Here is a 13,306-nt window from a genome sequence, read left to right as displayed (position 1 = left end):
GCGTCACGCCTGCTTCGCGGACTCGGCCACCGCCCCGAGCAGCGTGGCGACGGGCACGTCGTCGCCGACGCTCCGTCCAACGTGCGCCAGGACGATCCGCCCCGTCCGATCGAGCACGAAGTCGGCGGGCATCTGGGTCTCACGACCCTCGAACCGGCGGTGGCGCTTTCCGGCTCGCGTGGCCCGAACCAGCGCGAGCATGGAACGCGGGTGGAGGTACCCGCTCAGGCTCGCGCCCACGCCGAACGCGTCGTAAAGGACGGCGCCGGGGTCGGCCACGGCCAGGAACCCCGGCCGCCATTCGGCCATGGCAGCCTGGAGCCGCGCCGGCGCGGATTGAAACACCATCCAGACCGCACATGAGAGCGCCTGGAATTCAGGCATTGCCGCCGCGATGCGGCCGACGTGGAGCTGACACACCGGGCAGCCCGCATGACGCGTGAACGACACCACGACAGGGCCACGGGGCACCTGGCACTGCAGCCTCGACCCGTCCAGCGCCTCCAGCACCACCGCCGGCGCACGGTCTCCGACGCGAAGCTTCACGGCCGGACCCTCCGAATGGGAGACGACACTACGAGAAAAGTAGCAGGTCCGCATCGAGAGGGCGGGCCACTCGCTCACGGAGGCGCGCCGGCACGGCCTGATCGTCTTGCGCTGCGCGGGCTCGGCTCAGGAGGGATGCGGCAAGTGATCTGACGCGCGTGGCGTCACCCCCGGACGACTGCGCGCCTTCGCCGCGGTCGTACCCGGAGGACCATCGGGGGAGGCGAAGAAACGTGTCGGACTCCGGGTGAACGCAGTACGGTTGCCGACGCCATGGAATCCACGAGAGCGGAGCCCGCACGACCAGGAGGCCTCGGTCCGAGCGTGGCCGTGCCCCCGCACCTACCGCTGGTGCTGTTCGTCATCTTTGCGCTCGAGTGCTTCATCGTGCTTCACACGATCGCGCCGGTGACCGCGCCGTGGGCAACGCTCGTCCTCGGGGGATTGGCGACCAGCGCGATCGCCGTCCTCAACCCGCTCGCGGTGAAGACTCCGAAGCCGTGGGTACTCGCATGGTCCGTGGCCGAGGTGGCCGGCGTGGTGTTCGGTGAGGCGATCGCTTACTTCATGGCCGTTCCGTGGGAGCTGAGCTGGATCTGCTTCACGCGAAGCCAGCACCACGTCGAAGCCACGATGGTCCTGCGTCTCGTCGCCATCGGGCTCGCGACGGCCGCGTGGCGCATGACCCGACGCTCCGAGGGCGCATGGCCGAGCACGGCGTCACGCGGGCGGGCTCCGTACGCAGGTGGCCTGGCGCTGGGTCTCATGGCCGCGCTCCTGGTCGCGATCGTACCCGCCGTCTTCCCGGTCATCACGGGGCATCGTCCATCGCTCGAGGTCGAGGCCGAATCGCGGGCGGCAGCGCAGCTCGGACCGGATTACGCGGGCTACCGTTATCTCGTGCGCCGCCTCGACCAGGTCTTCCGCCGGAACGTGAGCGTCACCATCGAGGCGTCGGTGATCGCGTACGACGCCGAGCTCGGCGACCTGCACGACGTGACGGTGACCTGGAAGGAGCCCTGGGACTGAGCTCGCTCCCCGGAGCGCTCAGAACGACTCAAGGCGTTCCCCGCCACCGTTCTTCGCGAACGTCTCGGCGTGCCGCTCCTCCGCGCCCGTCGCGACGGCGCTCCATGGGCCGACGGTTCCCTGACCGCGACTGCTCGCGGTACCATGGCGGACGACCTCATGAGCGAGCTCTCCTCCACCATCGTCGGCACGGCGCCGGCCGTGGACGTCGGCACCACGCTCGGCAGCTACGAGCTCGTGGCCGTGCTGGGCAGGGGAGCCATGGGGTGCGTCTACCGCGCGCGCCACATCCGGCTCGGGCGGGAAGTCGCCATCAAGGTCCTGAACCCGGAGTACGTGGCGCGGCCCGATGTCGTCGAGCGCTTCTTCCGCGAGGCGCGGGTCGTGAACGACATCGACCACGAGCACATCGTCGAGGTCACCGACTTCGTCGAGGCGCCCGGGCTCGCGTACCTCGTGATGGAGCTGCTCGAAGGCACGAGCCTGCGCGAGCTGATGGCCCAGCGCGGCCGGAAGTACCCGCCGCTGAGTCGGATTCTCCGGATCGTGACGCAGGTGTGCGAGGCGCTCGAGGCTGCGCACGAGAAGGGGGTCGTCCACCGCGATCTCAAGCCGGACAACATCTTCGTCGTGGAGAGGGACGGCGCCGACTTCGTGAAGGTGCTCGACTTCGGGGTCGCGAAGCTGCGCGATCCCGTCGACAACGCCGCCACCTCGGCCGGGATGGTCCTGGGGACGCCGCACTACATGGCGCCGGAGCAGGCGCTGGGGAGGGACGTCGATCGACGCGCCGACATCTGGGCAGCGGGCGTCGTCCTGTACGAGCTGCTCTCGGGCAGCGTGCCGTTCACCGCACCGAGCTTCGTCGAGCTTGCGATCTTCATCCGTGAGCAGCCCCAGAAGGCGCTGCCGCGGCGGACGCCGCGCGGCGAACGCATCCCGGCCTGGCTCGGGGCGGTCCTCACGAAGACCCTCGAGAAGCGCCCGGATGATCGCTTCGAGTCGATGTCGGCCCTCGCCAGGGCGCTGCACGCGCCGCGCCGTCGCCGCTCGATCGTACGCCCGCGCCGCCTCCTCGCTGCGGTCGCCTCGGCGGCCGTCGTGGCGACCGGCGCTGTCGTCGCCCTGCGGTTCGGCGTCCCGCGGAACCTCGGCGCAGCGCTCGAGCCCGGCCGAAGGCTGGTGCGGGAGCTCGCGTCGGCGGCTCCAGCGGTCCCGTCGCCGTCGTCCGACGCGACCGGGACCCCGATCTCGCCCGCGATCCCGAGCCCGACCGCGAGTCCGAGCGGGACGTCATCCGCGACCTCGACCTCGTCCGCGCCGGCGGCATCGCCGCGTCCGGGGACGTCGGCCTCGGCCGCGCCGACGACATCGCAGCGTCCGGCGCCGTCGACCTCGGTCGCGCCGGCGGCATCGCCGCGTCCGACGACCTCGCGGGCGACGCCTCCCTCGCGTCCGGCGACGTCGACCCCGGCCGCGCCGGCGACATCGCAGCGTCCGGCGACGACCTCGCGGGCGACGTCTCCCTCGCGCACGACGTCCGCTTCCGGACCGCAGCAGCGGGGATCCGTCGAGCTTCTCATTCGCTCGTCACCGCCCGGCGCGTCCGTCGTCCGGCTCGACACAGGGCAACGCCTGGGGAAGACACCGCTTCGAGTGAACGTCGCCCGCAAGGCGGCGGAGGTCTGGCTGCGGTTGACCCTCGACGGCTACAAGCAGGTGAAGTTCGCCGTCGATCTCCGCAGGGACAACACGGCCAACGTCGCGCTCCACGGCGTGGCGAAGAAGCCGAAGGTGGCGCGGCGTCGTCGCTGACGGCTGCGTTTCCTGCAGCGATCCGAGTGGAGCTGCCCGAGGACGAGCCGGGCTGCGCCTCGCCGTGAGCGCGCGTGCGGTGCGGGCTCGCCCGATGAGCGCGTGCGCCGAAAACGAATCGAGAAAACGGCAGAGCAGGGGAATCGAACCCCCCAACAGCGCCTCTCAGCACCATCCACCGGTTTTGAAGACCGGGCCCGGCACCAGCCTAGGACGCTCTGCCGCGCAAGGGTTTATGCGCAGCGCCCGGCACCGTCAAGCGGCGGCACCGCGGCGAAGCGCGCGGGCGCCGCGGAGCATGAGGCCTCTGTCCCGCGAGCGGGCCTACTTCGACGCCTTCGACACACGCGACGGGCGGTCGCCGGCGAGGGGCGCGCCGTGCTCGTCGCCCCAGGGCGACAGGCGGGTCGCGGCGGTGCGCTCGTGCGGCATGGCGGCGCGCGGCGAGCGGAAGTACTGCATCGGCGAGTAGAAGACCAGGTTCGACGCGCGGCTCGTGTAGATGCAGGCGTAGTTCTCGATCTGCTCGGCGAAGCGCGAGTTCTCGTGGCCCTCCTTGAAGGTGAGCCCCCAGTACGGGTTGAAGCCCTCCTCGACCGCGCGCTCCAGCTCGCGCACGCGATCGTCCGCGTCCCGGCGCGCGCGGCGGAGCACCTCGAGCTCGGCCTTGTCGCGCCGCCGCGTCGCCTCGAGCCGCTCGCGCTCCGCAGGATCGCCCACGCGATCGAGGCGCCGGTCGAGCGCGTTCAGGGCCGAGCGGTGCACCGCGACCTCGTCCTCGATGCGGACGCGCAGGGCCTCGAGCCGCGCCATCTCGGCGAGCGCGTCCTGGTTCTTCTCGAGCCAGGCGAGCTCGGCCTCGAGCTCCTCGACGACCATGCAGGTGCGCCAGAGGGAGCTCTTCTTCGAGCGCAGGATGTCGCCGTAGATGTGGTCGCCGACGTAGAGGATCCGGTCCCCGCCGATGCCGATGAGCCGCTCCAGCGTGGGGAGATCGCCCCCCTCGTACCAGCGACCGCGCTCGATGGAGGTTGCCTCGCCGGCGCGCGCGCCGTCCGGCGCGAGCGCGTACAGCGGCCGGCGCTCGGAGAAGAAGGCGGGCTTCGCCGCGCCGGTCACCACCGCGTCGAAGTAGTTCCGCCAGCTCGGGTACTCGGGGAGGACGTCGTCGAGGACGTAGGACATCACGGCGTCGGTGTAGTCCCAGAGCGAGTTCGTGAGGAGGAAGAGCTTCTTCCCGCCGGAGCGGAGCTTGTGGAGCGCGGGGCCGAGCTCGGCGTCCTTCACGAGGTAGCGCGGGAGGTCCTTCTTCACCTCCGCCTTGAGCGTGCCGTCGCGGTGCACCGTGTCGATGGACTCGCGGATGTCCTGCCAGAGCTTCTCGTAGTCGATCGTCTGCCCCTCGCCCTCGAGGTGCTCGATGATCCCGGCGAACAGGCTCGCCTCGGGCAGCGCGAAGAGCGTGTCGATCCAGGCGAAGCGCGGGGAGGAGAGGTGGACCTTCTCGTCGCGGTAGAGGCGGCGGAGCTCCTCGTGCGGCAGGGGGCGGCGCCCGTGGTAGCAGCGGCCCACGTGGTTGTGCCGGTCCATCTTGAAGATGTTGCCGTGCAGCTTGTCCATCACGAGCCCGCGGATGACGAAGGCGGGGTCGTACTGGAGGACGCCGAGCTGCTGCGGGTAGCCGCGCGCGGAGATCATGCGCGCGAGCGTCATCCCGAACGCGAGCTCCTCGAGCCGCTGCAGGTGGTACATCGCGAGCGTGTAGTCCATGTCGAAGCCGACGGCCTCGATCTTGTCCATCCGGAGGTTCCGGTTGACGAAGACCTGGCGTGCGCGCGGCACCTCGCGGTGACCGACGTGCGGCGTGGTGAGCAGCGACAGGAGCTCGGGCGCCTCGTACGCGCGCCCTGCGGTCGGTGTGGCGGGCGCGGCGTGCCCGACGGCGCCGGCCGGGACGCCCCCTCTGGCGGTTGGCATGTCGGAGGCCGTGATAACCCGCCCGGCGCACCGGCTCAACGATCGTGCGGGCGGATGCTCGCGGCGCCGAGGCGGCGGGCGGCAGGCCCGCCGGGAAAGTTGACCGGGGTGGCGTGCGTGGCACGCTCGCGCGCACCGTGCCGAGGCGCCTCACCCTCACCGAGCTCGCCGCCCGCATCGAGCAGCTCGAGGATCGCATCGCCCGGCTCGAGGCCGGACGCGCTCCCCCGGGCGATGGGCGCGCCGCGCGCGTGAAGCGCACCCGCGAGGTGAAGCGCTGCCCGGGCTGCGGCCTCCCGCTGCGGCGGCGCGCCGGGCGCTGCGCGAGCTGCGGGCGGCCGCTCGACTCGCTCTAGCCGCTCGAGGCTACTCGTCCGCGACCATCCGTGACGCCGGAACGCCGAGCGCCCGCGCGATGGCGACCACGGTGGTGTAGGGCGGGTTGCGGCCGCCGCGCTCGATGAGGCTCACGTACGCGACCGACAGGTCGAGCGCCTCGGCGAGCGCCTCCTGCGTGAGGCCGCGGCTGCGGCGCTCCTCTCGTACGCGCTCTCCGAGCCGCCGCAGCTCTTCGCGGCGGGGGTCACGCTGTGGCTTGTTCTTGCTGGCCATGCTCCGCGCGCTCTCCTGGGTGGAGGGAATACTAACGACTCGGCCTAGCGAAAAGGACCGACTCCTTTAGGGCGAGATGGCCCTCGCGATCCACGGACCATGCGTCCAGCCTCCACACGAGGGGGGTGCGGCGCCTTCCCGGCGGGGGCTCCACTCACAGCAACATCCGAGAATCGCCCCGCTTCCCCGGCCGCGCGCATGGACGCTGAGTCGCCCCGCGGCTATGTTCGCGCGCGCACATGGCGACCCCTCCCGCGCACACGGGCGTCCTCGACCTCGATCAGGTGAGGGCGCACACGCTCCCGAACGGCCTCCGCGTCCGGCTCCTGCAGGACCGGAGCGCGCCGACGCTCAGCTATTACACGTTCTTCCAGGTCGGCTCGCGCAACGAGCGGCTCGGCACGACCGGCATCAGCCACCTCTTCGAGCACATGATGTTCAACGGGGCGGCCAAGTACGGGCCGAAGGAGTTCGACCGCGTCCTCGAGTCGCGCGGCGGTCACTCGAACGCCTACACCTCGAACGACGTCACCGCGTACTACGAGGACTTCGCGCCCGACGCGCTCGAGACCGTCATCGACCTCGAGGCGGACCGGATGCGCTCGCTCCGGCTCACGACCGACTCGCTGGAGCAGGAGCGCGAGGTCGTGAAGGAGGAGCGCCGGCTGCGCACGGAGAACTCGATCTTCGGGCTCATGGAGGAGCAGCTCGAGTCGCTCGTCTTCCTCGCGCACCCGTACCGCTGGCCGGTGATCGGCTGGATGGACGACATCGAGCGGATCACCCGCGACGACTGCGAGGCGTTCTTCCGGACCTACTACGCCCCGAACAACGCGGCGGTGTACGTCGTCGGCGACATGGACCCCGACGCGACGCTCGCGCTGCTCGAGCGCCACTACGCGGACATCCCCGCCGGCCCGCGGCCCGCCCCGGTCCCGCAGGGCGAGCCGCCCCAGCGCGGCGAGCGCCGAGCCGTCGTGCGCTATCCGGCGCAGGCGCCCGCGCTCCTCGCCGGCTGGCGCGGGCCCGCGGCCCGCAGCCCGGACTCGGCCGCGCTCGACGTCCTGCAGGTGTGCCTCGCCGTGGGCGAGTCCTCGCGGCTCCGCCGCCGCCTCGTGCAGGACGAGGAGGTCGCGGTGTCGGTGTCGATCGGCTGGGGCTGGCGCATCGACCCGGGGGTGTTCCTCGCCTTCGCGGAGCTCACGCCCAAGGTGAAGAGCGCCCGGGCGGAGGCGATGCTCTGGGAGGAGCTCGATCGCGCCGCGTCGAAGGGGGTCTCGAGCGCGGAGGTGCGCCGGGCGCAGGCGCTGCTCCGCAGCTCGGTCCTTCACGAGCTCGCGACGCACCACGGGGTCGCGCACGCGCTCGGGCAGGCCGAGGCGCTCCTCGGCGACTGGCGCGAGGCGGGACGCGCGCTCGAGCACTACGCGGCGGTCGGCCCGCGCGACGTCAAGCGGGTGGCCGCCGAGTACCTGGATCCCTCCCGGCGGAGCGTCGTCGCGCTCGATCCCGAGGTGCAGCGGTGAGCGCCCCCATCGCCCTGCCGCCCATCCACCGCGAGACCCTGCCGAGCGGGCTCTCCGTCGTCGTCGCCCAGCGGCCGGGGGTGCCCCTCGCGGCGGTGCGGCTCGTGCTCCGCGGCGGCTCGTCGCTCGACCCCGCGCGTCGCAGCGGCCTCGCCCACCTCGTCGCCCTGGCCGCTCGGCGCGGGACGCGGCGCCGCACCGGTCCCGAGATCGACCTCGCCGTCGAGTCGCTCGGCGCGGAGCTCGGCGCGGGCGTGGACGAGGACGCGACCTACTTCGGCCTCTCGGCGCCGGTCGAGGAGCTCCCGCGCTGCATGGACATCCTCGCCGACGTGGCGACCCACCCCGTGTTCCCGCCTGCCGAGGTGAAGCGGCTGAAGCGGCGCGAGGTCGCGGCGCTCGCCCATGACCTCGACGAGCCGTCGGTGGTCGCCGATCGCGCGATGCTCTCCGCCGCCTTCGGCGATCACCCCTACGGCCACTCGCCCGAGGGGCGCGTCCGCGATCTCACCCAGGCCACCCGGGCCGACGTGGCTGGCTTCCACGCGCGCCACTACAGGCCCTCCGAGGCGATCCTCGTGGTCGTCGGCAAGGTTGAGCTCGCGGAGGTGCTCGCGCTCGTGCGGCGGCGCTTCGGCGCCTGGCGCGGGCCCGAGGGCGCGGAGCCGCCGGTGCGCGCGCCGGCGCCGCCGGAGACGCGGGTGCTGGTGGTGGACAAGCCGGACGTCACGCAGTCGCAGGTGCGCATCGCCTCCGCGGGGTTCCCGCGCAAGAGCCCGGACTACGTCCCCGGGATCGTGGCGAGCGCCCTGCTCGGCGGGGGCTTCACCTCGCGTCTCATGGAGGCGATCCGCGTGAACCGCGGCCTCTCCTACGGGGTGCGCAGCCGGTTCGCGACGAGCGCGTCGGGCGGAGTCTTCTTCATCTCCACCTTCACGAAGGTCGAGACCACCGGCGAGATCGTGCAGGTGGCGCTCGACGAGACGGCGCGCTTCAGCGAGGAGGGGCCGGCGGCCGAGGAGCTGGAGCGCACGAAGAGCTACCTCTGCGGCCTCTTTCCGCTCTCCCTCGAGACGCACGACCAGCTCGCGGAGAAGCTCGCGGATCTCGCGCTCTTCGATCTCCCGGACGACGACATCCGGCTGTTCCGGGATCGCGTCCGCGCGATCGGGGCGGACGAGTGCCGCCTCGCGGCCCGCCGCTACTTCCCGCTCGAGCGGCGGGTGGTGGTGGCCGTCGGCCCGGCGAAGGCGATCGCCCCGGCGCTGGAGCGGTTCGGGCCGGTGTCGGTCGTCCCCGCGAGGAAGATGGTGTGAGCGGTGAAGGAGGAGGGATCCGCGTCCTCCACTCGGACGCGGCGCTGCTCGCGGTGGACAAGCCGGCCGGGCGCATCGTCATCCCCGGCCGCGGCGGCGACGAGCGCAGCCTGCGCGAGGAGCTGGAGGCCGAGCACGGGAGGCTCTGGGTCGTGCACCGGCTCGATCGCGGCACGACCGGCGTGCTCGTCTTCCCGCGCACCGCCGAGGCGCACCGCGCCCTGAACCTCGCGTTCGACCGGGGCGAGCCGCGCAAGCGCTACGTCGCGCTCGTGCGCGGTACGCCGCCCGAGGAGGCGCGCCTCGACGCGGCCATCGCGCCGGCGCGCCGGGGACGGATGCGCCCCGCCCGGCCGGGCGACGCCCGCGGCAAGGCCGCGCTGACGGTGGTCCGGCTGCTCGAGGCCTTCCCGCCGAGGCCCTGGGCGGGCGGCGCGCTCGCGCTCGCGGAGGCGCTGCCGGAGACCGGGCGCACGCACCAGATCCGGGTTCACCTCATGCACGCCGGCTTCCCGCTCGCGGTGGACCCGGACTACGGCGACGAGGGCCCGCTCCTCGGGCCGGACGCGCGGCTGCTCCTCGCGCGGACCCCGCTCCACGCGGCGCGGCTCGAGCTCCGCCACCCCGCGACCGGCGCCCCGCTCGTGCTCGAGGCGCCGCTGCCCGACGACATGGCCGGGGCGATCGCGGCGCTGCGGGCGGGGTGAGGCCGCGGGCTATGCCCGCCCGTGGACGAGCAGCTTCACGTCCGAGCGGAACGTGACCTCGATCTTGCCGGCGTCGCGGATGGCCGAGACGAAGCCGCGGCCGAACGTGGGGTGGTCCACCACGTCGTTCACGAGGTAGGTGCGCTTCGGCGAGTAGGGCTGCGCGGTGGAGAGGTCCTTGCCGGCGAGGAGGTCCTCGAAGGCGACGACCGCCGCCTTCTCTCGCGCCGGGCGCTCCGCCCGCGCGCCCGCGGGGCGAGGGGCCGGGCGGCCGGGGGGATCGCGGTAGCGGTGCACGCCGTGGCAGGTGTTGCACTCGACCTTCACCGGCCTGCCCGACACCACCGCGTGCACGGTGTGCGCGAGCATGAGCTGGCACTTCGTGCAGAACGCATCGACCTCGCCGCCGACCTTGACCATGGGGCGCGCGAGTATAGCGATGGGCCGCCGGCCCGCAACCCGCCTCCGGGAAAGCGGCGCAGCGCTCGCCGCCATGCGATAGTGCGCGCCGATGGAACGCCTGAAGGCCGCCCTCGAGGACTTCGGCCGGATGCTCCTCTTCGCGGTCGAGATGGTCGCGTGGATCTTCCGGCCGCCGTTCCGGCCCGAGCTCGTGCTCGCCCAGATGGCGTTCATCGGGGTGGGCTCCGCCTTCATCGTCGGCGTCACCGGCACCTTCTCCGGGATGGTGTTCGCGCTGCAGATGAACTTCGCGATGAAGCAGTTCGCCGCCGAGGGCTACGTCGGGGGCTCGGTCGCCTTCTCCCTCGCCCGCGAGCTCTCGCCCGTGTTCACCGCGCTCATGGTCACCGGCCGCGCGGGCAGCGCCATCGCGACCGAGCTCGGCACCATGCGCGTCACCGAGCAGCTCGACGCCATGGAGTCGATGGCGGTGAACCCGATCCAGTACCTGGTCGTGCCGCGGGTGATCGCGTCCCTGCTCATGTTCCCGGTGCTCACCATGCTCTTCAACGCGCTCGGCTACGCCGGCGGGTTCGTGATGGGCGTGTACGTCGCGCGGATCCCCATCGGTCCGTACCTCGCCCACACCCAGGAGTTCATGAACGTGAGCGACATCCTCCACGGCCTGCTCAAGGCGGTGGTGTTCGGGCTCATCGTCTCGGTCATCACCACCTGGCGCGGCTACGCCGCGACCGGCGGCGCGAAGGGAGTGGGGGAGGGGACGACCCGCGGCGTCGTCGCGAGCTCCATCTTCATCCTGCTCGCCGACTACGCGATCACCTTCGTCTCGGTGGGGACCTGAGCCGTGATCGAGGTCCGCGATCTCTGGAAGTCGTTCGGCGACAACCACGTCCTGAAGGGGATCACGCTCACCATCCCCGAGGGGCAGACGTACGTGGTCCTCGGCGGCTCCGGGTCCGGCAAGACCGTGCTCATGAAACACGTCATCGGGCTGCTCAAGCCCGACCGCGGCTCGGTGCACGTCGGCGGGCGCGAGATCTCCGCCCTCCACGGGAAGGCGCTCACCGAGGCGCGCCAGCTCTTCGGGATGGTGTTCCAGGGCGCCGCGCTCTTCGACTCGATGACGGTGTACGAGAACGTGGCCTTCCCGCTCACGGAGAAGCGGCGCGGGGAGCGGGTCCACCCGGACGAGGTGCGCCGACGGGTGATCGAGAAGCTGCGCGTCGTCGATCTCGGCGAGGAGGTCCTCCCGCGCTGGCCGTCCGAGCTGTCCGGCGGCATGCGCAAGCGCGTGGCGCTCGCGCGCGCGCTCGTCTCCGACCCGCAGGTGGTGCTCTACGACGAGCCGACCACCGGCCTCGACCCCATCACCACCGACTACGTGGACGGCATGATCCTCAACGCGAAGCGGGCGCTCGGGATCACGAGCATGGTCATCTCCCATGACATCGCGAGCGCCTTCAAGGTGGCCGACCGCCTCGCGGTGCTCTACGATGGGCATCTCGCCGCCGAGGGGACCCCCGCAGAGGTGCGGGAGAGTAAGGACCCATACGTGCAGCGGTTCCTCTCGATGTGGTTCGAGAAGCAGGCCTCCGAGGACCGATCCGCTTGAAGCCGGGAGTCAACAGGGCGCTCGCCGTGGGCATCCTCGCCGCCGTCACCGGCGTCGCGTTCCTCGTCGCGCTCACCTTCTTCCGCAAGGGCGGCTTCTCCGACCGTGACAGCTACGTCGTGTACGCGTACTTCCGCGACGCGACCGGCCTCACCTGGAAGAGCCGCGTGCAGATCGCCGGCATCCAGATCGGCGAGGTGGACGGGATCCGGCTGGAGGGCGCCCGCGCGCGCCTCGAGATCCGGGTCAAGAACGACATCGAGCTGCACGCCGACGCGTGCCTCACGAAGACCTACCCCTCGGCCCTGCTCCCCGACGCCATCCTCGAGGCGACGCCGGGCACCGAGGCGACGCCGCTCCTCCGGGACCTCCCCGAGGAGAAGCGCGAGATCGCGTGCGCGCGGGCGGCGGCCACGACCCAGGAGCTCATGGACGCCATGGCGAAGATCGCCATCGACGTCCAGGCCATCACCGGCGACCTCGCGAAGACGGTCAACGGCAACCAGGGGAGCCTGCGCGAGATCATCGAGAACCTCGCCCGCATCACCCGCGAGGTGGACCAGGTCGTCGCCGAGAACGGTCAGACGCTCGCGCAGATCCTCCAGAACACGCGCGACTTCACGGGCGACATCTCCGAGATCGCCGGCCGCGACAAGGACCGGATCCACAACATCGCGCGCAACGTCGAGGATCTCACCGCGCGCCTCAACACGGTCCTCGCGAGCGTCCAGGACATCATCGACCCGCAGGGCGCCGGCCGCGGCGTGCCGGGAGCCCGGGGTGAGCCGGGCGCGCCGGGCACGCCGGGCACGCCGGGGGTCGCTGGAGCGCCGGGGGCGGCGGGCGCTCCGGGCGCTCCGGGCGGGACGCTGCTCACCCCCGAGCAGCGCGCGGTCGCGCAGGCGGAGATCGGCGGCGTGCGCCAGGCCGTGGACCGCCTGAACGGGAGCCTCGGCAAGCTCGACTCGATGCTCGACAAGGTCAACGAGGGGAAGAGCCCGGCGGGCAAGCTCCTCGTGGACGAGCGCCTGGGCCGCAAGATGGGCGAAGCGGTCGAGGGGGTCAGCGACTACGTCGACCGGCTCGTGAAGCTGCAGGTGCAGCTCCAGCTCCGCTCGGAGTGGCTGCTCAACCAGACCGTCTCCGAGGGGCGCCCGGGCTCCAAGATCTACTTCGGCGCGCGGCTCATGCCGCGGCCCGACAAGTACTACCTCATCGAGCTGGTCTCCGACCCACGCGGCGTGAACACCGTGACGACCGAGACGATCACCACCCGGCCGCCGGGCTCGAACGTCGAGAGCACGACGCTCGTCACGCGCACGCTGAACGAGGAGAAGCTCTCGGTGTCGCTGGAGCTCGCGAAGCGCTACGGGCCCGTCACCTTCCGCGCCGGCATCATCGAGGGCTCCGGCGGCGTCGGCTCGGACCTGCACCTCCTCCAGGACGCGCTGCAGCTGTCGGTGAACATGTACCAGTTCTCCCGACCCGGCCGCTCCGTGTACCCGCGCGCCAAGATCTGGGCGAACTACCACTTCTTCCAGCACTTCTACGTCACGAGCGGCGTCGACGACTTCCTGAACCAGTGGGAGACCGGCAAGTACCCCGGCGGCCGGAGCTTCAACGTCGGCACCGACGTCTTCTTCGGCGGCGGGCTCTACTTCACGGACGACGACATCAAGACGCTCCTCGGCGCCGGGCTCGGCAGCGCGGCGAGCGCGGCGCCCTAAACGACCGCCGCGAGCG

General features: G+C 71.9%; 13 protein-coding genes and 1 tRNA gene. 9 read left to right on the top strand and 5 right to left on the bottom strand.

The window, feature by feature from the left end:
• Positions 1–3: 3 nt before the first annotated feature.
• Positions 4–546 (bottom strand): peroxiredoxin-like family protein, encoded by a 543-nt coding sequence (locus MNY60_RS12640; RefSeq protein WP_242338176.1) that lies wholly within the window; start codon positions 544–546, stop codon positions 4–6.
• Between the two features lie 351 nt (positions 547–897).
• Here MNY60_RS12640 and MNY60_RS12635 point away from each other — a divergent pair, with 351 nt between their 5' ends.
• Positions 898–1,575 (top strand): hypothetical protein, encoded by a 678-nt coding sequence (locus tag MNY60_RS12635; RefSeq protein ID WP_242338175.1) that lies wholly within the window; start codon positions 898–900, stop codon positions 1,573–1,575.
• 144 nt (positions 1,576–1,719) lie between these two features.
• On the top strand, positions 1,720–3,390 hold the full coding sequence (locus tag MNY60_RS12630) for a serine/threonine-protein kinase (RefSeq protein WP_242355006.1): 1,671 nt from the start codon (positions 1,720–1,722) through the stop codon (positions 3,388–3,390).
• Between the two features lie 127 nt (positions 3,391–3,517).
• Here the strand turns inward: MNY60_RS12630 and MNY60_RS12625 are convergent.
• Positions 3,518–3,613: transfer RNA gene (locus MNY60_RS12625), tRNA-Sec, on the bottom strand.
• Positions 3,614–3,714: 101 nt separating this feature from the next.
• Positions 3,715–5,367 carry an HAD-IG family 5'-nucleotidase gene (locus tag MNY60_RS12620; protein ID WP_242338171.1) on the bottom strand — a complete coding sequence of 551 codons (1,653 nt, stop codon included), beginning with the start codon at positions 5,365–5,367 and terminating at the stop codon, positions 3,715–3,717.
• A 113-nt stretch (positions 5,368–5,480) separates the two neighbouring features.
• Here MNY60_RS12620 and MNY60_RS12615 point away from each other — a divergent pair, with 113 nt between their 5' ends.
• Positions 5,481–5,723, top strand: coding sequence for a hypothetical protein (locus tag MNY60_RS12615; protein ID WP_242338169.1), 243 nt, complete (start codon positions 5,481–5,483; stop codon positions 5,721–5,723).
• 10 nt (positions 5,724–5,733) lie between these two features.
• Here the strand turns inward: MNY60_RS12615 and MNY60_RS12610 are convergent, their stop codons facing one another.
• A complete protein-coding gene (locus MNY60_RS12610) occupies positions 5,734–5,979 on the bottom strand; it encodes a helix-turn-helix domain-containing protein (protein ID WP_242338167.1) in 246 nt (81 codons plus the stop codon).
• Between the two features lie 239 nt (positions 5,980–6,218).
• On the opposite strand from MNY60_RS12610, the gene MNY60_RS12605 reads away from it, so the two are divergent.
• The 3 genes from MNY60_RS12605 to MNY60_RS12595 are packed head-to-tail and all read left to right on the top strand — an operon-like array spanning position 6,219 to position 9,528.
• The gene (locus tag MNY60_RS12605) at positions 6,219–7,505 is read left to right on the top strand and encodes a pitrilysin family protein (RefSeq protein ID WP_242338165.1); all 1,287 of its coding nucleotides are present in this window, start codon (positions 6,219–6,221) and stop codon (positions 7,503–7,505) included.
• The gene (locus tag MNY60_RS12600; protein WP_242338163.1) at positions 7,502–8,821 is read left to right on the top strand and encodes a pitrilysin family protein; all 1,320 of its coding nucleotides are present in this window, start codon (positions 7,502–7,504) and stop codon (positions 8,819–8,821) included. The genes MNY60_RS12605 and MNY60_RS12600 overlap by 4 nt, the downstream gene beginning before the upstream one ends.
• Entirely contained in the window at positions 8,818–9,528 is a 711-nt protein-coding gene (locus MNY60_RS12595; RefSeq protein WP_242338160.1) for an RluA family pseudouridine synthase, read from the top strand. Before MNY60_RS12600 ends, MNY60_RS12595 begins: the two co-directional genes overlap by 4 nt.
• A 9-nt stretch (positions 9,529–9,537) precedes the next feature.
• Here MNY60_RS12595 and MNY60_RS12590 read toward each other — a convergent pair whose 3' ends face one another.
• Positions 9,538–9,948 (bottom strand): hypothetical protein, encoded by a 411-nt coding sequence (locus MNY60_RS12590; protein WP_242338158.1) that lies wholly within the window; start codon positions 9,946–9,948, stop codon positions 9,538–9,540.
• A gap of 91 nt (positions 9,949–10,039) precedes the next feature.
• Here MNY60_RS12590 and MNY60_RS12585 point away from each other — a divergent pair, with 91 nt between their 5' ends.
• Genes MNY60_RS12585 through MNY60_RS23830 form a run of 3 tightly spaced genes read left to right on the top strand, consistent with a single transcriptional unit; the run spans position 10,040 to position 13,290 of the window.
• Positions 10,040–10,792, top strand: coding sequence for an ABC transporter permease (locus MNY60_RS12585; RefSeq protein WP_242338156.1), 753 nt, complete (start codon positions 10,040–10,042; stop codon positions 10,790–10,792).
• A gap of 3 nt (positions 10,793–10,795) precedes the next feature.
• The gene (locus MNY60_RS12580; RefSeq protein WP_242338154.1) at positions 10,796–11,563 is read left to right on the top strand and encodes an ABC transporter ATP-binding protein; all 768 of its coding nucleotides are present in this window, start codon (positions 10,796–10,798) and stop codon (positions 11,561–11,563) included.
• Positions 11,560–13,290, top strand: coding sequence for an MlaD family protein (locus tag MNY60_RS23830; protein ID WP_277956983.1), 1,731 nt, complete (start codon positions 11,560–11,562; stop codon positions 13,288–13,290). The genes MNY60_RS12580 and MNY60_RS23830 overlap by 4 nt, the downstream gene beginning before the upstream one ends.
• Positions 13,291–13,306: the final 16 nt, after the last annotated feature.

Source organism: Anaeromyxobacter sp. SG17 (assembly GCF_022690695.1).
Taxonomy (GTDB): Bacteria; Myxococcota; Myxococcia; order Myxococcales; family Anaeromyxobacteraceae; genus Anaeromyxobacter; species Anaeromyxobacter soli.
The sequence above is the reverse complement of the archived record's forward strand: the minus strand, read 5'-3'. Positions and strand labels throughout refer to the sequence as shown.

Excerpts from the sequence above, each read along its gene's own strand:
- MNY60_RS12610 (WP_242338167.1), bottom strand. The coding sequence starts at position 5,979 with ATGGCCAGCAAGAACAAGCCACAGCGTGACCCCCGCCGCGAAGAGCTG.
- MNY60_RS12620 (WP_242338171.1), bottom strand. The coding sequence starts at position 5,367 with ATGCCAACCGCCAGAGGGGGCGTCCCGGCCGGCGCCGTCGGGCACGCC.
- MNY60_RS12605 (WP_242338165.1), top strand. The coding sequence starts at position 6,219 with ATGGCGACCCCTCCCGCGCACACGGGCGTCCTCGACCTCGATCAGGTG.
- MNY60_RS12590 (WP_242338158.1), bottom strand. The coding sequence starts at position 9,948 with ATGGTCAAGGTCGGCGGCGAGGTCGATGCGTTCTGCACGAAGTGCCAG.
- MNY60_RS12630 (WP_242355006.1), top strand. The coding sequence starts at position 1,720 with ATGGCGGACGACCTCATGAGCGAGCTCTCCTCCACCATCGTCGGCACG.
- MNY60_RS12585 (WP_242338156.1), top strand. The coding sequence starts at position 10,040 with ATGGAACGCCTGAAGGCCGCCCTCGAGGACTTCGGCCGGATGCTCCTC.